We start from the raw sequence: 18126 nt of genomic DNA on the forward strand, positions 1-18126 counted from the left end.
CTCGGACGAAGGCGGAATTCTGCTGACATCCCGCCATGTGCCGTTCTCCGGGGGAATTCGTTCCGCCCCATTCATCCGGGCGCTGGCACCCGACCGGGATTCCGGTGCATGGCCGCACCGTTCCGTACCCGATTCACCGCAGGAAGGCCGAACTCCCCTACCTCACCCGCCGCGAGTACCGGCGGACGTCCGTCGAGAAGCGCGTCACGCTGCCGTGGAGGAAAATTCGAGGAGTACGCGATGCCGTTCGGCGCCTGGATGCCGGCGTACCTGAGGGGTGAGGACGTGGGTGTCTGCTCGCGGAACTTCGCCCCTGCGGGCCCCTTCTTCCAGCCCGTCGGCTGACCCTGACGTCGCGCGGCGGCCGGCCGGTTCCGGCGGGCCGTCGCCGCATCCCCCGACATGTGCAACAAGCTGGAGCGTCCGATCCGCAACCAGGTCCAACCTTGAGCAGGATCTCGGGATCCAGTTCACCCGAGGTACCGCGCGCCACGATGGATGCCCTTGCGGCCCGGGGCAGGTCGGGCTCCCACCGGCGCATCGCCATCGGGTGACGCCTGAAAGCGTGGACCGATCGGCACTCGGCCGGACACACCGACGAACAGCTCGCGGGGGCGGACGGCGCGGGTAGGGACGGCTTTGGCGGGGCACTTCCTGAACAGGAAAACAACTTCTCTTCTGTTCGCTCCGGCCTGGGCATATGAAAGCGCAATCACCCGGATGCGGCCCCGATCTCTACTCCGATCGGCCGAATGCCCAGCAGCTCACTTCGTCAGCCGGGACCCTCTCGCCTACAGTGCCCGCGTGGCCGGTATGCCGTCGGCCGAAGGAGCGTTGAAGTGGCGAACAGGGTCACCGTCGGACCCGCTGAATCCGACGATTCATACGAGGACGAACTGCCGGCAAAGCAAAAGCGGCCGGGCAGCATCGTCGTGAAATGGGCGACTACCACCGATCACAAGACGATCGGCACGATGTACCTGGTCACGTCGTTCGCGTTCTTCGTCATCGGCGGTGTGCTGGCGCTCTTCATGCGCGCCGAGCTGGCCCGCCCCGGCACGCAGATCATGTCGAACGAGCAGTTCAACCAGGCGTTCACGATGCACGGCACGATCATGCTGCTGATGTTCGCGACGCCGCTGTTCGCCGGGTTCGCGAACTGGATCATGCCGCTGCAGATCGGCGCGCCCGACGTGGCGTTCCCGCGGCTGAACATGTTCGCGTACTGGCTGTACCTCTTCGGCTCGATCATCGCCGTCAGCGGCTTCCTCACCCCCCAGGGTGCGGCCGACTTCGGCTGGTTCGCCTACTCCCCGCTCTCGGACGCCGTCCGTTCGCCGGGCATCGGCGGCGACCTGTGGATCATGGGTCTGGCCTTCTCCGGCTTCGGCACGATCCTCGGTTCGGTCAACTTCATCACCACGATCATCTGCATGCGCGCACCCGGCATGACGATGTTCCGGATGCCGATCTTCGTGTGGAACGTTCTGCTGACCGGTGTGCTGGTCCTGCTGGCCTTCCCGGTGCTCGCCGCCGCGCTCTTCGCGCTGGAGGCGGACCGCAAGTTCGGTGCGCATGTGTTCGACGCGGCCAATGGCGGCGCGCTGCTCTGGCAACACCTCTTCTGGTTCTTCGGCCATCCGGAGGTGTACATCATCGCGTTGCCGTTCTTCGGAATCGTTTCCGAAATCATTCCCGTCTTCAGCCGCAAACCGATTTTCGGATATGTCGGTCTGATCTCCGCGACGATCGCCATCGCGGGCCTGTCGATTACCGTGTGGGCGCACCACATGTACGTCACCGGCGGTGTGCTGTTGCCGTTCTTTTCCTTCATGACATTCCTGATCGCCGTGCCGACCGGGGTGAAGTTCTTCAACTGGATCGGCACGATGTGGGGCGCTTCGATGTCCTTCGAGACTCCGATGCTCTGGTCCATCGGTTTTCTGGTGACGTTCCTCTTCGGTGGTCTGACCGGCGTCATCCTGGCCTCGCCGCCGCTGGACTTCCATGTCTCGGACTCGTACTTCGTCGTCGCGCATTTCCACTACGTGGTGTTCGGCACCGTGGTCTTCGCGATGTTCGCCGGATTCCATTTCTGGTGGCCGAAGTTCACCGGCAAGATGCTGGACGAGCGGCTCGGCAAGATCACGTTCTGGACGCTGTTCGTGGGCTTCCACGGCACGTTCCTGGTGCAGCACTGGCTCGGCGCGGAGGGCATGCCGCGTCGTTACGCGGACTATCTCGCCGCCGACGGCTTCACCGCGCTGAACACGATCTCGACGATCTCCTCGTTCCTCCTCGGACTGTCGATGCTGCCGTTCCTCTACAACGTGTGGAAGACCGCCAAGTACGGCAAGCCGGTCGAGGTCGACGACCCGTGGGGCTACGGCCGTTCGCTGGAGTGGGCGACCTCATGCCCGCCCCCGCGGCACAACTTCCTCACCCTGCCACGGATCTGCTCCGAATCCCCGGCATTCGACCTCCATCACCCGGAGATCAGCTCCATCGAGGAGATCGACAGACGTCCGGCCGCGTCAGCGGCGGCGGCGCCGGGGGATGAACAGGAGTGAGGACACGTGCCGGAGGACAGCGTGTTCATCGGGGCTGGCATGGAGGACGACGGCCCGCTCGCCGGGCTCGACGACTACCTTCTGTCGAGCGCGGAGGGCGAGGAGGCGCGCCGCCGGGCCATCCGGTTCGCTGAGCGGCTTCCCTGGCTGACGGCTGCCCAGCGGGCCGACATCGAACGTGCTTTCGCTGCCGACTGGACTGCCGCTTCGCGGGCGAACGACGCCCGGGTCTCCGCTCGGTCGGCCGAACTCGTCATCGAGTACGCCACCCGCTACCGGTTTCTCAGAACGCGCTGTCTGTTGGCCGTCACAGCCTGCATCGGCGTGGTGACCTGCGTCTTCGGCATTGCCCTGCTCGTCGCCAGCTGACGTCCGTTCCTGCTCGGGCGCGGGACCGGGGCGCCCGTTCAGCCAAACGGTTGGACGTACGTGGCCCCCGGCTCCCAAAGAATTGCCCAGGTCATGCCGTCCTGGCACTCGACACCGACGACCAAGCGCTCCCCGCTGCTGTCCGGGCGCAGCTCGCCGAGGAGCCTGATCCGGTTCTGGCGTCCGAGGACGGCCGGACACCGGAGCTGTGCGGGAAGTTCGAGTACGCCTGGGCAGACTCCGTCCTCGGTGCCGACGTCAGGGCACCCCAGGCCGCTCACGGTCGTTGCCGACAGGGAAGCACGAGTCGAGGAGAGTGCCCGCAGGGGCACCCGGTTCGAGATCGGAGGCGGTTTGTCGGTGATCACAGAAGTGCGCGGATCGGGTGACTGGCGCGGCGCCGAGGTCGCCGACAGCGGCGAATGGCGGATCAAGTTCAGCGCCGCCCATCAGGCCGAACTGCGCGCTGCGGTCGGCGCCGTGGAGTCGGCGGGCCTGGGGCTCGCCGACTTCTCACGCGAGGACTTTCCGTTGCCGACGCTCGGCCCCATCCTCGACAGTCTCGTCGACGAATTGATGAACGGCCGCGGCTTCGTGCTGCTGCAGGACGCACCCGTTGCCGATCTGAGCGAGCAGCAATGCGAGATCCTCGCGCTGGGACTGGGCCGACACGTCGGCCGCACTGTCCCGCAGGCTCCGGAGAAGTACCTGCAACATGTGCGAGACCTGGGCGTCGACCCGTCGGGCTCGACGAGTTACAGCTACCAGCACAGCGGGCGGCTCGGCTACCACGCCGACCCGAACGACATCGTCGCGCTGCTGTGCATCCGGCCGGCGAAGTCCGGCGGGCTCAGCTGCATCGTCAGCTCGGTCGCGGTGCACAACGAGGTCGTGCGCACCCGCCCCGACCTGGCAGAGGTGCTGTACCGGCCCTGGTGGCGCGACCGACGCTCCGGGGACGGGCCCGACAGCTTCTATCAGCGCCCCGTCTACACCACGGACAGTGCAGGTCGGCTGTCCACGTCCTACGGCCCCGACTACATGCGTTCGGCGCTGCGCGGCGCCCACGTGCCGCCGTTCAGCCCTGCGCAACGGGAGGCGATGGAGCTGCTCGACCGCCTCAACAGCGATCGCCGCTTCATGCTCACCATGGACCTGCGCCCGGGCGACATGCAGTTCCTGAACAACCACGTCACCCTGCACAGCCGCACCGAGTACGTGGACCACCCCGAGCCGGAGCGCCGCCGCGACCTCATCCGACTTTGGCTGAGCACCGATCAGAACCGGCAGGCGCCGTCCTGAAGGAGCGCGGGCAGAAGTTCCGGCATGAACACCGTCCGCAAGGACCTTCCCGACTCGGGTGAACTCGGCGCCTCCGGTCTACGAGGAAACACGTCCTTCCACCCGACCGACCGCCACCCGCCACGACTGAGTTCCGCCGCCCACCCGCTGAGAGCCTGTCGGGTGACCTTCGATCGGATAGCGGACGCGGTCTGGTGCGTGCGATTCCAAGGCGGCGGGATGTCCTCGGATGGGGTCTCCCCTGCTCGAACGAAGCTGAGAGCTCGGGGAAGAAGCTACGAGGACATTTCGGCAACGCGGGAAGCGTGCGTGCCAGGGCGCGGCCGCCCGATCAGAGGTCACCCGACAGGCTCTGAGCGGAGGACTCAGTGGGACGGCTCGGTACGGGTGGCGCGGGAGACCAGGTCGATCCAGCCGGCTTCCAGCCGCTCCAGGGGCATCCCGCACTGCTTCGTCAGATGGTGGATCAAGGCGGGGTCGAGATATCCCATCAGCGCCTGGGCGAGCAGGTCACAGTCGGCATCCGGCACGATCTGCCGCAGCAGAATCGTGACGTGCGTGACGAGCGCCCGAAGCGAGGGATGAGCGAGCCGACGGGCCGCTTCCGGTTGCGCTGCCAGTTGTAGGTCCAATTGCTCGGCCGACCGGCGCAGGGCCGCCACGCCGAACGCCCGCAGCCGCTCGACGGGCGGCGCCCCAGGGCCAAGCGGCGGCGGCCCGCCGAGGAAATCGGCCTGCAGTTTCTTCGCGGAGTGGTCCAGCAGCGCCATCAGCAGGCCGGTGCGGTCGCCGAAGCGGCGGAAGACTGTCCCCTTGCCCACAGATGCCGCCTCGGCCACCGCTTCCATCGTGACCCCGGACGCACCGTGTTCCGCGACCAGCCGGCCGGCTGCCTCCAACAGCCGGGCGCGGTTGCGCGCGGCGTCGGCGCGCAGGCACGGTTCGTCCGCACCGGAGCCGACTTCGAGCAACTGCGGCTGGTCTACGGGCTCCTGGTGCTTCGGGAAGGGCGGCAGGGCGCTGGACATGAAGACAGCGTAAAGCATCGGGAAGGAACTGGACCACGGTCCGGTTAGTCTGGTAGGAATCTAAACGGACCTCGGTCCGGATCCTGACAGTGATGTTTCAGACCTTGGAGTTCCTATGTCTGTTCGTATCCTTGCGCTCGTCGGCAGCCTCCGCGCCGGTTCGCACAACCGCCAGCTCGCCGAGGCGGCCGTCAAGCTCGCTCCCCAGGGCGCCGAGGTCGAGCTGTTCGAGGGGCTCGCTGACATCCCCTTCTACAACGAGGACACCGACATCGAGGGCAGCGTCCCGGCCACCGCGGCCAAGCTGCGCGAGGCCGCGCAGAACGCCGACGCGTTCCTGCTCTTCTCCCCCGAGTACAACGGCACCATCCCGGCCGTCCTGAAGAACGCCATCGACTGGCTTTCCCGCCCGTACGGCGCCGGCGCCTTCGGCGGCAAGCCCGTCGCCGTGGTCGGCACCGCCTTCGGCCAGTACGGCGGCGTGTGGGCGCAGGACGAGGCCCGCAAGGCCGTGGGCATCGCCGGCGGCAAGGTGATCGAGGACGCCAAGCTCTCCATCCCGGGCTCGGTGACCCGTTTCGCCGAGACGCACCCCGTCGACGACGCCGAGGTCGCCGCGCAGCTGACCGAGGTCGTCGCCCGGCTGCGCGGCCACGCGAGCGAGGCCGTGGCCGCCTGATCCCTACCGCGCACCCCGAAGGGGCCCGAGCTGCCACAGCTCGGGCCCCTTTGCGTGTCGTAGGTCCACCTGCTCCGCGTCGCACGTCTACCCACCAGAACCCACTCTCCAGAGGCCACGGCCGCCCGCGACAGCCCGCACAGCTACTCCAGCGCCGCCGCGACCGCCGGGCGGCGTTCGCCACTGGCCCGGGTGCAGGTCAGCAGCTTGCGGCGCGGGTTGCGAGCGCAGGGCACGCGGGTAACGGGCAGGTGTGGGGTCAGCTGGGCCGGAAGGGGGCCCGGGCGACGCCGAGGCAGTGGGCGACGAAGTGGGCCGGGACGTTCCAGGGAGTGGTGGACCCGTCGGGCGTGAAGCCGGCGGCGCCGCACACGGAGAGCAGGATCGGACGGCACGGGCTCTCGGGCACGGGATGGAGCCAGTCCTCGTGGGCCGCGTCGGCCAGGTCTGCGCATGTACACGGACGACGGGGCCCCGCCCCGGCCTGCGCACACTCGTCGTGGATGACCTCGACGCGCACTACTGCATGACCGGGATGGTCTCCATGGCCCGGCCCACAGCTCCGGGGCATCCGCCACTGCGCGCGCAGCGCGGCGGGCGCGACCGACTGGGTCGGCCCTCCGGAGTCGGCACACCATGGCGGTTGCTCGATATGTGCCATGAGCCCCTCACGTCAGGACATGACCGACAGTTCCACCCAAACCCCAACATAGGGTTTGGCTCATGATTTTCTCCTTGGCCACCCGTCCTGTGTCGCCTACGGCAAACCGGACGCGTCCGCTACTCGGCCCCACCTGGTTCGCGGCGGTGATGGGCACTGGCATCGTCGCCAACGCGGCGATCACCCTGCCGCGGAACTTCCACGGGCTGCGGACTGCCACCACGGTGGTCTGGCTGGGCGCCGCGCTCCTTCTGATCCTGCCGGCTGTTGGTTACCTCCGACAGCGTGCCTTGCGGTTGCATGCCGCTGATCCGGTGATGGCCCAGTTCTTCGGCGCGCCGCCGATGGCGCTGCTCACGGTGGGCGCCGGGGCGCTGCTGCTCGGCCGACAGGTGATCGGGATTGAGGCAGCGCTGAAGGTGGACTGGGTGCTCTGGTCGCTCGGTACCGCGCTCGGTCTTGCCACAGCCTGCACGGTGCCTTATCTGATGGTCACCCGGCACCGCTTCGCACCGGACGCGGCGTTCGGCGGCTGGCTGATGCCGGTGGTGCCGCCGATGGTCTCCGCCGCGACGGGCGCGCTGCTTGTCCCCCACACACCGGCCGGGCAGCTGCGGCTCGCCCTGCTCCTGGGCTGCTACGCGATGCTCGGGCTCGGCCTCGTCGCGGCGCTGCTGGGGCTGGCCTTGATATACGGCCGCCTGGTGCACCACGACGCACCCACCGGAGCGGTGGTGCCCACGGTGTGGATCGGCCTGGGGGCGTTGGGCCAGTCGGTGACGGTGCTCGGCGCGCTGGCCGCGGTGGCGCCGAGCGCGCTGCCTGCGCCCTACGCACGGGGCACCGCGGTCTTCGCGCTCCTGGGCGGAGTTGCGCTGTGGGGCTTCGCCATGCTGTGGTTGGCTCTCGCCACAGGGCTGACCGCACGGACGATCCGGGCCGGGCTGCCCTTCGCGCCCACTTGGTGGTCTTTCATCTTCCCGGTCGGCGCCTGCGTGACTGCCACCGCCACCCTCGCGGCGCGGACCGGCTCGGAGCTGTTCATCTGGACGGCCGTCGTGCTGTATGCGCTGCTCGTCATCGCCTGGGTGATGGTGGCCAGCCACTCGCTACACCACGCCGCCAAGCACGTGCGCCGCCGGCCCGTCGATCCGGACCTGCGGCTCGGCATGACAACCGTGCTCAGTGGCACCGTCCGCACCACCACCGACGGCCGCCCGATCTCCGAGGCCCGCGTCACCCTCCTCGACCCGGCGGGCGACGTCGTCGGCAGCACACTCACCGCCGAGGGCGGTCCTCACAGTCCGCTCATGGGACTCGGATGGTCGGGACGACCCGGCCGCAGTTCGTACGCCCCGATGCGGACGTCGTGGCGCGGTCAGATGGGGGGGGGACCCGTGAGAGACCACATGTCAGGGCCCCTCGCCCGACGTGCGTGATGAGCCCGAGTGCGTGCGCACTGCCCGGTCAATGGTTGGCCGGCCCTTGACGGTCAGGGCACTCGGAAGCGAGGACCTCACGAATGACGTGGCGGGCGTTGGCGGAAATGATCGGGTTTGTATTGCGGTAGTACGGGAGTTGGATGACGGCCATCGACAGGGCCCAGCCGCGGCCGCGCATCCACGTCGCGTCGTCGACGTCCACGGCGTCCCGGAACACGTCCCTGGCCGAGGACGGCAGCAGGTTCCACGCGGGGATCAGATCGCAGGCGGGGTCACCCACCCCGACAGTGGCGAAATCAATTACCGCGGTGAGCCTGCCTCGCGCGACGAGCAGGTTGCTCGGCATGAGGTCGGAATGCGCCCACCGGGGTGCTGCGCTCCAAGACGGCGCGGCGAGCGCGTCCTGCCAGGCGGCCACGGCAGCGTCGGCGTCGAAGAGTTCGTCGGAGCGGCGCAGCTCCTCGATCGCGGCGCGTGTCGCGGCATCGACGGTCGCCAGAGGAGCCCCGCGGTAGGCGCTGGGACCGCCTTCGACGTGGGTGTTTCGCATGGCCCTGATGAACTCGGCCAGATCGCATGCCAGGAGCTCGGGCTCGGCGAGGTGGTCCTCGACCGGGTTCTCACCTTCGATCCACCGGTGTACCGACCAGGCCCACGGATATCCCTCGGCGGGTTCTCCCGTTGCGACCACGGTCGGGACAGTGACGGGCAGAGCGGGCGCGAGCGTGGGCAGCCACCGTTGCTCCCGCTCCAGATCCTCGACGCCTCCCTCCCTGAGGGGAAGCCGGACGGACAGTGCGTCACCGAGCCGGTACACCGCATTGACGGTACCCCCGGAGGCGAGCCGCTCGACCGGCAGATCCGCCCACTGCGGAAACCGCCCACTGACCAGCCTCCTGACGAGGTCTGCGTCGCTGTCCGTCTCATCAGCATGCATCTTGACCATCCGTCAAAGAAATCGCCCGGGTACTCCAACCGTCAACTGATTTCGCCCTCGCGATGCGCATCGCCGGGCGCTGAGCCATGCCCACCCCTTCGCCTCACCTCTGCGATCTCCACCTGAACGGGTGATGGACCAATCCGCCGGTCGGTCGGCTCCGAATGACGGGCGCGACGATCTCCGGTACTACTCCGACTCGCGGCGCGGCCGCCGCGCTCGCTGACGGTTGCCGAGCTCGTATCGGCCGTTGTCGGACCCGAGGCAGGTCCGGGGACCGCAGTCGGCGGTGCTGCGCTCGACGGCGCGCGCACGTTCGTGTCGGCACCCGTCGTCGTCACCGTCGAATTGCCTCGTCCCGGCCCTGAGCAGCCCCGGTATCCGGGCCCGGTATCCGGGCCGGGGCAGGCGGAGTCCGGGGGCAACGTGTGGCGCACCGTTCTCACATGTTGATCATGTGCCCGGCGAGTCCGTGTACGGCCTCCTTGACCGCCTCACCAAGTGTCGGGTGTGCGTGGACGTTGCGAGCCACCTCATGGACCGTCAGGTCCCACTGCTGGGCCAAGGTGAGCTCCGGCAGCAGTTCGGTGACGTCCGGGCCGATGAGGTGGCCGCCGATGATCTCGCCGTACTTCGCGTCGCTGATCAGCTTCACGAAGCCCGTCGTGTCGCCCAGGCCGTGCGCCTTGCCGTTCGCGGTGAAGGGGAACTTGGCCACCTTGACGTCGAAGCCCTTCTCCCGTGCCTGCGCCTCGGTCCAGCCGAAGCTCGCGATCTGCGGCTGGCAGTAGGTGGCGCGCGGGATCATCGGGTAGTCGAGCTCCATGGTTTCGGCTCCCGCGATGGTCTCGGCCGCCACCACACCCATCGCCTCGGCGGCGTGCGCGAGCATCAGCTTCGCGGTGACGTCGCCGATCGCGTAGATGTGCGGAACGGATGTGCGGCAGCGGCCGTCGACATCGATCGCGCCGCGCTCTGTGATGCGTACGCCCGTGCTCTCCAGACCGTAGTCGGTGACGTTCGGTGTGAAGCCGATCGCCTGCAGAACCTTGTCGGCCTCCAGAACCTGCTGCGCGCCGTCCTTGCCGGTGACCGTGACGCGGACCTGCGGGCCGGACTCGTCGATCGAATCGACGCGGGTGGAGGTGAGCACACCGATGCCCAACTTCCTGTACTGCCGCGCCAGTTCGGCAGAGACGTCCGCGTCCTCCAGCGGCGCCATCCGGTCCAGGAACTCAACAACGGTGACCTTCACGCCGTAGTTGTGCAAGACATACGCGAATTCGACGCCGATGGCGCCGGCGCCCGCGATCAGGATGGACTGCGGCAGGTCCTCGGCAAGGATCTGCTCTTCGTACGTCACCACGCGAGCGGTGCGGCGGGTCCCGGGCAGCAGCTTCGGAGTCGCTCCGGCAGCGATGATGCAGTGGTCGAAGTTGATTGTCCGGGTCGAGCCGTCGAATTGGGCCACGTCGAGCGTGTGCGAGTCCACGAACGTGCCACGGCCGCTGATCTCCGTGATCCCGTTCTTCTTCATCAGGTAGTGGACGCCCTTGACCCGGCCGTCCGCGACACGACGACTGCGCCGGAACGCCTCGCCGTAGTCGAAGGACACCTGCCCTTCGACCTTGATACCGAAGGTCTTGGCCTCGCGCGTGACGATGTGCGCCAGTTCGGCATTGCGCAGCAAGGCCTTGGTGGGGATGCAACCGACGTTCAGACAGACGCCGCCCCAGTATTTGGCCTCGACGACGGCGACGCGCTTGCCCAGCTGGGCAGCGCGAATGGCGGCGACATATCCGCCTGGACCTGCTCCGAGTACGACGACGTCGAAGCGCTCACCCTGCTCATCCATGGAAATTTCCTTTCTGATGGGGATCGGCCCGGCCTCCGTTGAAAGCCGACTCATCCTGGTCGAACAGCCTGTGCACCCGGCTCGGCGGCTGTGGTTTCCGACACCCCTCCGCTGCAGGAATCACCCGGAAGGCAAGGCGGGCGATCGCTCGGTCGGTCACCTCGTCGATCCCCTTTCCGTCTCCAGCAGCATCCTCCATCAGCCACCAGGGCGCGCTCCAGCCTGCACGCCGCTCTCGGGAGCCGACCTCTTTGGCCCTTCCCTCGGCCGGCTTCCGAAGCTTCCACGGCACAGTCACCGTTGTCCGTCTCCGGCTTCGGCTCGGTGCTGACCCATGGCTGATCGCGACGAGTCCGCCGCCGCACACGATGGCCCCTGCCCACACCATCGCCCTGGCTCGGCAGCTCCTGCGTACACCGACACGGCCGGCCCGCGGCATGTGGTGCTGTCCTGCACCACCGCCCGCAGCCCATCGCCCCGAATGGCGTCGTATCGCGCGCGGAGTCAGCCGGATAGTGTGATCACCGGGCGACGGCGGTAGGACGACAAGGGGCGGGGACAGTGGCCGAAGGTGCGACAGGGACCGGGGCACTCCGGTGTCGCGGCGTGTGTCCGTTGCGGGCGTCCGGTGTTTCCCGGCGCCACTGCGTCGAAGGACAGCACTGAGCGCCGACGGCCCTCGCCCGTCGGGCGGCGCCCCCGTCGCGCCGGATGCGGCAGAGGCCTCCCTGCTCACGTTCCTCGGCCTGGAGCCGATGGAGGACGCCGTGTACCGGCTCCTCGTCGACCGGCCGGACAGTGAACCCGCCGTGCTCGCGGGCGAGTCGACCGGGCGTGTCGAGGAGGTCGCGCGCGCCCTCGATGTCCTGGTGGAACGCGGTCTCGCCAGCGCCCAACCCGTCGGCGACGCCGTCCTCCGCTACCGGGCCTCCTCCCCCGCGCTCTCTCTCGGCCCCCTGCTGGAATCCCGGCGGGCGGCCTTGCACCGCGTCGAGTCGCTCCTGACAACCCTTGCCGAACGTCACCGTTCCGCCCAGGCCCATGCCTCGGGAGCGCCCATCGAGGTGCTGTCGGGGGCGGCTGCGATCCGGCGCAGGCTCCTGCTGATGCAGGATCAGGCCACCATCGAGGTATGCAGCATGATTCCGCTGCACGATTACCACGCGGTGATCACCTTCGAGGACAACCACGACGAGATCGAGAACGTGCTGATGCGGCGCGGGATCGCCATCCGGGGGGTCATCGAGCGCGACTGGCTCGAACGTCCCAAAACAGCGGCGACCATAGCCACCTATGCAGCCCAGGGCCAGTACATCTCCGTCGTCGACAAGCTGCCCATCAAACTGATCATCGTCGACCGGCGGATCGCCCTGCTGCCGCTCGCCCCCGGTCGCGAAGGCATCGACCCGGTCGCGCTGGTCGTGCACGGTACCGGACTGCTCACCGCGCTCAGTTCGCTCTTCGAAGCGCATTTCGAGAGGGGCTGGCGCCTGCTTCCTTCCGACACGGATCCCAGGGCCGGGCACGCCGACGGAGCCGAACTCGACGCCGTGGACCGCCAGATCGTCTCCCTGTTGTACGTGGGACTGACCGACGCGGCCATCGCCCGTCAGCTCGGCATGGGGCACCGTACCGTCCAGCGCCGCCTGCAGTCCCTCATGGTCGAGGTGGGGGCAGCCACGCGTTTCCAGCTCGGGTGGCACGCGGCGTGCAGCGGCTGGCTGGACGGGGCGGACTCGCAAATCCCTCCGAACCGGATTGAAAACAAAGCTACTTGAGGCGTATTTACGCCGCGGCGTGTTCACGCCAGGGACATCTCTTGTACGCGCCACCGACCGTGCCCAAACATCTAGGCACCGACCGCGTGGGGCTCCCGCACCTCACGCAGCTGAGCAATTTCACCCATCAGTGCGATAGGGGAGGGTTCACGTGTTCCCGACACGTCAAAGACGGCTCCGCCGTGTCCTGGCCGCGGCAGTGGTCGTCGCGGCCACCGGCTCGACGCTGCTGACATCACCGGCCTGGGCCGACGAGGAAGCGCCGCCGGCCACCACCGTGACCGGCGACCGGGTGCCCGTCGCGCCCGCCATGACTCAGCGTCTCGACGACACCGTCCGTGAGGGCACTCCGGCCCAAGCCGCACGGGCGCACCTGAAGGCCCACGAGGACACCTACAAGGTTCCGGTCACGGACCTCCAGACCCTGAGCACCAGCAAGGACGGCAAGCAGTCGTCCGTCCGCTTCCAGCAGAAGCACAACGGGGTGCCGGTCTTCGGCGCCGAGTACGCCGTGCAGACCGAGGCGGCCGACGGCGGCCAGAGCGTCACCTCCGCCACGGGCACCCTGTACACGGACCTGTCGGTCTCCACCACGCCGAGCGTGTCCGAGGCCGCCGCCGAGAAGCGGGTGTTCTCCCTCGACCCGAAGCTGTCGCGGGTCAAGGGCGCCAAGACCGAGGGCCACGGCTTGATCGTCCTGCCGGACGCCCGAGGCGGCAAGCTGGCCTGGCACTTCACCGTCACGGGCGGCGCGGCCGACGGCAGCCCGGTGCGCCAGGAGGTGTACGTCGACGCGAACATCGGCGGCATCGCCCTCTCGTACAACAACATCGACGCCGCGGACGCCGCGCCGGCCAAGGGCACGGGCGTGCGCGTGGACGGCTCCGAGTCGGAGCTGGACATCAACAAGGAGACGGGCGGGTCCTACACGCTCGTCGACTCCACCCGGGACATGTACGCGCGGACCGGCGGCCAGATACGCACCTACGACGCCCAGCGCAAGAGCTACGCGCTCGTGGCGGGCGGCCCGGTCACCGAGGACGTTCCCCTGGCGACCTCCGCGAGCGACCGGTTCGACGCCACCAACACGTCGTCCGGCGCCGTCGACGCACACCTGAACGCCTCGAAGGTCTACGAATATCTCAAGGACAAGCTCGGCCGTGACGGCGTCGACGGCAAGGGCGGCACGATCTACTCCGTCGTCAACGTGGCGAACAACGGCAAGGACTACGCCAACGCCTTCTGGGACGGCTCCAAGATGGTCTACGGCCACATGAACGGCGTGCCGCTGTCCGTCGGCCTGGACGTGGTCGGCCACGAGATGACCCATGGCGTCACCGAGCACACCGCCGGCCTCGTCTACCTGAACCAGTCGGGCGCGCTCAACGAGGCGATCTCCGACTACTTCGGCAATGCCATGGAAACCGCCGACAAGGGCATCGCGATGAGCGACCCGACGTCCGGCCTCATCGGCGAGTACCTCTGCAACGGCACCAAGCCGCTGGAAGAGTGTGCGCTGCGCGACCTCAACGACGGCCGCAACGCGCAGAAGGACTACGAGCCCATCACGCTCGACATCGACAACGGCGGTGTGCACCACAACTCCACCATCGTCGGTGGCGCACTGTGGGACATCCGCAAGAACATCGACGCGGACCTCGCCGACCGGATCATTTACCGGGCGAGCCAGAACTATCTCACCCCGCTGTCCGGCTACACCGACATGCGCAATGCGGTCACCCTGGCCGCGAAGTCCCTGAAGGTCTCCGCTGCCGACCTCGACACCATCGGCCGGGCCTTCGACGACCACGGCATCGAGGAGGGATGGGAGCAGAAGGCCGGCACTCATGACGGCACCACCATCGGCGCCGACGTCCTGCCCGCGTACGAGGTGTACAGCGGCGTCGACGAGCAGGCCGCGCAGATCAGCGGCGACGTCTACGCCATCGGCCACGGCGACGCGATCGCCTGGGACCAGGGTGGCGCCGCCTTCGGCATCACGGTTGGCCGGTTCAGCAAGCAGAACGGCGACTCCGCGCACGAGCTGGCCCAGCAGGACGCCTACCTGCTCGACCCGTCCCTCGACAGCGACCGCGTCGTCTTCACCCGGATCACCGCCGATGGCGTCGGCATCTACCAGGCCGGCGACAAGGGCCAGGGCGAGATCAAGAAGCTGGTCGACACCCCGGACGCCGACGAGACCGAGCCGGTCACCGAGAACGGCGCCCTCGCCTACATCAGCACCACGCCGGACGGCGAGCAGGACGTCATGCTGCGCAAGGCAGACGGCACCACGGTCAACGTGACACTCGAGGCCGGAACCCAGGCCTCCCACCTGGCCATGAAGAACGGCACCATCGCGTGGGCCGGCGGTGACGGCACGTACCTCCACATCTACGACATTGCCACCGGCACCACGCAGAAGAAGCGGATCGGCGGCTTCCTGTTCAACTACATCTCGGACATCCAGCTCACCTCGGACCGCGTCTTCTACCGCGTGACGAACGGCTTCCTGATCCCGAGCACCACGCTGGGCTCGACGCCGGTCAACGACGTGAACCAGATGGCGAACCTGCGCTATCCGTCGAGCCTCTACGTCGCCCAGTTCTCTGTGAACGACAACTACTTGGCGTACTCGACGTACAGCATCTGGGGCGCCCTCGGCTCCTGGGACGGCCCCACCAAGGTGAAGGTCGCCAAGACCTCCGACGTGCTGGCCGGTCTGAACAACTTCAGCCGCGTCTCCTGCTCCTCCGGCTCACAGCTGGCCCCGTCGCTCGGTGACGGACAGCGGATCGCCTGGCTGGACACCACGGCCGCAGCGACGGACGTGGTGACGCGCGAGACGTTCGCGGGCACCTGCGAGTAACATCCGTCAACTCGCCGGAGGCGGTCACCGGATCTTCCGGTGACCGCCTCTTCGCGTACGGGTGTCGGCCCGCAGCCTCACGGGACCCCATGCTCGTGATCAACCTGCAAATGACCCGGCTCCGACCCGGATGAAGGGCGTTCGGGGGATCGGAATCCCGACGCCCCAACCGTGGTCGGAGAGTCCGGCTCCGCCTCCGGCGCCCCGGCCCGCAACAACGCGAAAGGGCTCCGCCGAGCCCCGGCAGCGGCACAACGGGAGTACGAACGACACAGCTGTCGGACCAGATACCTCCTTTGACATACCTATGACACCAGACCTAATATCGCGGCATGCCCGATTCCCGCACGCCCGCTCAGGACATCGACCGCGTAGCCTCCGCGCTCGCGGCATGCCTGCCTGCGCTGAATCGGTCCCTCGATCGCCGGGTCGCCCGGGATTTCCCGAGGCCCAAGCCACCTGAGGGTCAGCTCGCGCTGCTGCGGTTCGTCTCGCAGCAGGAGGGCGCCACGGTGCGCGAAGCCGCCGACGCCCTTCTGATGCGGCCGAACAACGTCAGCGCCCTGGTCTCCCAGCTCACCGAGGAAGGGCTGCTGGAGCGCCGGCGGGACGCCGGCGACAAGCGGATCGCGCATCTGTATCCCACGTCCAGGGCTCGACGGGAGCTGGCCGAGGTCCGGCGTCTCGAAGGTGCGCACATCTCCCGCGCCCTGCAGTCCCTCACCGACGGTGAGATGGACGCCCTGGGTTCGGCAGTGGGCGCGCTGAATTCGCTGGCGCGACACCTGCGTCCCGCGCCCGAATAGATCCCGCAGTCCCCCGCCCGGGACGCGACCCACCGCGCGCACGACTTTCTCTGTGCCCGCGGAGCCTTCCCCTGCCCGGAGACGGAACGCTCCGGCCGCCCTCGGCGGCCGGGGCGCAGCGCGTCCTCTTATTCCCTGCTCCGGCACCACTCTCGACAGACAAGGCACTTCCATGCCGTCCACCACCATGGATCACTCTTCCCAGCCCGCTCACTGCCCGCCGCAGGCGGTGAGTGAGCGGGGGCGTCGCTCCAATCCCTGGCTGACACTCCTGGCGGTGGCCTTCGGCCTCTTCATGGTCCAGCTCGACGCTTCCGTGGTCGCCATCGCCAACCCGGAGATCGGCCGCGCGCTCGAGGCGTCCACCGCGGACCTCCAGTGGGTCACCAACGCCTACCTGCTCGCCCTGGCGGCTTCCCTGATCCTGGGCGGCAAGCTCGGCGACCGCTTCGGTCGGCGCACCTACTACATGGTGGGCGTCGTCGGGTTCACTCTCGCCTCGGTCGCGATCGGCCTGTCGGGCTCCATCGACGGCGTCATCGTCTTCCGGGCGGCACAGGGCTTCTTCGGGGGTCTGCTGATGCCCAACACCCTGGGCCTGCTGCGCGCCGTCTTCCCACCGCGTAGGTTCGGCATGGCCGTGGGCATATGGGCCATGGTCTCGGCCGTATCCACGGCGCTCGGTCCCATCGTCGGCGGTCTGTTGGTAGAGAACGTCAGCTGGGAGTCCGTCTTCTACGTCAACGCCCCCATCGGCGTGATCGCGATCCTCGTCAGCGCAGCCGTGCTGGAGCAGAGCAAGAACTCCAGCGCCAGCCATCGCTTCGACGTCCCCGGCGTCATCCTTCTCGCACTGGGCCTGCTGTGCATGGTCTTCGGCGTCGTCAAGGGCGAGACCTGGGGCTGGACCTCCGCCGGCACCCTGGGCGCCGTCGCAGCCGGCGTGCTGATCCTGGTGGCCTTCGGCTGGTACGAAACCCGCGTCGAGCACCCGTTGCTTCCGATGCGCCTGTTCCGCATCCGGGCGCTGACCGTCGGCACGATCGTCACCGCGCTCAACTTCTTCGTGATGCTCGGTGTGATCTTCTTCGTGATGCTCTATCTCCAGAACGTGCGCGGCTTCTCGCCCGTGGAGGCCGGAATGCGAACGCTGCCTCTCAGCCTTGCCTCGTTGGTGGCGTCCCCTCTGGGGGCAGCGCTGACAGGCCGCTTCGGCTCCCGGCTCTCCATGCCGCTGGGCATGGTGCTCCAGGCCGTCGCGACCTTCTCCATGCTGACCTGGGACACCGGCTCGTCGTACGCCACGTTGTGGCCGCCGTTCATCGCGCTCGGCCTGGGAGTCGGCATGGTCCTGTCCGCCTCCTCGGACGCCATCGTCGGTCAGGCCCCCGTCAAGGAAGGCGGCGTGGCAGGCGGCCTCCAGGCCACCGCTCTGCAGATCGGCGGCGCGCTGGGCACCTCGGTGCTGGTCTCGCTCATCAGCAGCAGGGTCGGCGCCACGCTCGTCGGCGAGCTGACCGACGCCGGGGTTCCCTCGGCCGTCGCGGGCGGGCTGGCAGATGCCAAGGACGCGGTGGCCATGGGCATCGCCCCGGTATCCGGTTCCATGTCCGACCAGTTGAAGTCGGCTGTGGTGGAGGGCAGCGGTCAGGCGTTCATGAACGGTATGCACACAGCCGCTGCCGTCACCGGCGTCCTCTGCCTGCTGGGAGCCGTCCTGGCGGCGCTGGGGCTGCGCGGCACCTCCCGGCCCACGCAGGGCTGAGAACCGGCACTTCGCCAAAACCACGCGGAAAGGTGCCCGCCGAAACGGTGGGCACCTTTGGGGGT

12 protein-coding genes and 1 pseudogene are annotated in these 18126 nt (G+C 68.2%); 9 read left to right on the forward strand and 4 right to left on the reverse strand.

The window, feature by feature from the left end; genetic code table 11:
• Positions 1-839: 839 nt before the first annotated feature.
• The 3 genes from ctaD (at position 840) to OG972_RS02235 (ending at position 4241) form a co-directional block, all read left to right on the forward strand.
• The gene (gene ctaD / locus OG972_RS02225; protein WP_266977995.1) at positions 840-2570 is read left to right on the forward strand and encodes a cytochrome c oxidase subunit I; all 1731 of its coding nucleotides are present in this window, start codon (positions 840-842) and stop codon (positions 2568-2570) included.
• A gap of 6 nt (positions 2571-2576) precedes the next feature.
• Positions 2577-2939 carry a hypothetical protein gene (locus OG972_RS02230; protein WP_266977996.1) on the forward strand — a complete coding sequence of 121 codons (363 nt, stop codon included), beginning with the start codon at positions 2577-2579 and terminating at the stop codon, positions 2937-2939.
• Between the two features lie 360 nt (positions 2940-3299).
• Positions 3300-4241 (forward strand): TauD/TfdA family dioxygenase, encoded by a 942-nt coding sequence (locus OG972_RS02235; protein WP_266977997.1) that lies wholly within the window; start codon positions 3300-3302, stop codon positions 4239-4241.
• A gap of 365 nt (positions 4242-4606) precedes the next feature.
• Here the strand turns inward: OG972_RS02235 and OG972_RS02240 are convergent, their stop codons facing one another.
• Positions 4607-5287 (reverse strand): TetR/AcrR family transcriptional regulator, encoded by a 681-nt coding sequence (locus tag OG972_RS02240; RefSeq protein ID WP_266977998.1) that lies wholly within the window; start codon positions 5285-5287, stop codon positions 4607-4609.
• Between the two features lie 97 nt (positions 5288-5384).
• Between OG972_RS02240 and OG972_RS02245 the strand changes: the two genes are divergently transcribed.
• Complete coding sequence (locus tag OG972_RS02245) at positions 5385-5948, forward strand: NADPH-dependent FMN reductase (protein ID WP_266977999.1); 564 nt, start codon at positions 5385-5387, stop codon at positions 5946-5948.
• Between the two features lie 143 nt (positions 5949-6091).
• Here the strand turns inward: OG972_RS02245 and OG972_RS02250 are convergent.
• Positions 6092-6396, reverse strand: a pseudogene (locus OG972_RS02250) (LysR substrate-binding domain-containing protein); the annotation flags it as partial.
• A gap of 287 nt (positions 6397-6683) precedes the next feature.
• Between OG972_RS02250 and OG972_RS02255 the strand changes: the two are divergent.
• Positions 6684-8048, forward strand: a complete 1365-nt coding sequence (locus OG972_RS02255) for a C4-dicarboxylate ABC transporter (protein WP_266978000.1) — start codon at positions 6684-6686, stop codon at positions 8046-8048.
• Between the two features lie 28 nt (positions 8049-8076).
• Here the strand turns inward: OG972_RS02255 and OG972_RS02260 are convergent, their stop codons facing one another.
• Both OG972_RS02260 and lpdA read right to left on the reverse strand, forming a co-directional pair.
• Positions 8077-8988, reverse strand: a complete 912-nt coding sequence (locus tag OG972_RS02260; protein WP_266978001.1) for an aminoglycoside phosphotransferase family protein — start codon at positions 8986-8988, stop codon at positions 8077-8079.
• A gap of 442 nt (positions 8989-9430) precedes the next feature.
• A complete protein-coding gene (gene lpdA, locus OG972_RS02265) occupies positions 9431-10843 on the reverse strand; it encodes a dihydrolipoyl dehydrogenase (protein WP_266978002.1) in 1413 nt (470 codons plus the stop codon).
• Positions 10844-11598: 755 nt separating this feature from the next.
• Here lpdA and OG972_RS02270 point away from each other — a divergent pair.
• From OG972_RS02270 to OG972_RS02285, 4 genes are all read left to right on the forward strand, one after another.
• Entirely contained in the window at positions 11599-12621 is a 1023-nt protein-coding gene (locus tag OG972_RS02270) for a hypothetical protein (protein WP_266978003.1), read from the forward strand.
• A 151-nt stretch (positions 12622-12772) separates the two neighbouring features.
• Complete coding sequence (locus tag OG972_RS02275; RefSeq protein WP_266978004.1) at positions 12773-15490, forward strand: M4 family metallopeptidase; 2718 nt, start codon at positions 12773-12775, stop codon at positions 15488-15490.
• Positions 15491-15822: 332 nt separating this feature from the next.
• Positions 15823-16296 (forward strand): MarR family winged helix-turn-helix transcriptional regulator, encoded by a 474-nt coding sequence (locus OG972_RS02280; protein WP_266978005.1) that lies wholly within the window; start codon positions 15823-15825, stop codon positions 16294-16296.
• 172 nt (positions 16297-16468) lie between these two features.
• Positions 16469-18061: an MFS transporter gene (locus OG972_RS02285; RefSeq protein ID WP_266978006.1), complete on the forward strand. Its 1593-nt coding sequence runs from the start codon at positions 16469-16471 to the stop codon at positions 18059-18061.
• The last annotated feature ends 65 nt before the right edge of the window (positions 18062-18126 follow it).

This window comes from Streptomyces sp. NBC_01669 (assembly GCF_026339735.1).
In the GTDB taxonomy this organism is placed as follows: domain Bacteria; phylum Actinomycetota; class Actinomycetes; order Streptomycetales; family Streptomycetaceae; genus Streptomyces; species Streptomyces yanii.

Excerpts from the sequence above, each read along its gene's own strand:
- lpdA (WP_266978002.1), bottom strand. The coding sequence starts at position 10,843 with ATGGATGAGCAGGGTGAGCGCTTCGACGTCGTCGTACTCGGAGCAGGT.
- OG972_RS02245 (WP_266977999.1), top strand. The coding sequence starts at position 5,385 with ATGTCTGTTCGTATCCTTGCGCTCGTCGGCAGCCTCCGCGCCGGTTCG.
- OG972_RS02240 (WP_266977998.1), bottom strand. The coding sequence starts at position 5,287 with ATGCTTTACGCTGTCTTCATGTCCAGCGCCCTGCCGCCCTTCCCGAAG.
- OG972_RS02260 (WP_266978001.1), bottom strand. The coding sequence starts at position 8,988 with ATGCATGCTGATGAGACGGACAGCGACGCAGACCTCGTCAGGAGGCTG.
- OG972_RS02270 (WP_266978003.1), top strand. The coding sequence starts at position 11,599 with ATGGAGGACGCCGTGTACCGGCTCCTCGTCGACCGGCCGGACAGTGAA.
- OG972_RS02280 (WP_266978005.1), top strand. The coding sequence starts at position 15,823 with ATGCCCGATTCCCGCACGCCCGCTCAGGACATCGACCGCGTAGCCTCC.
- OG972_RS02285 (WP_266978006.1), top strand. The coding sequence starts at position 16,469 with ATGCCGTCCACCACCATGGATCACTCTTCCCAGCCCGCTCACTGCCCG.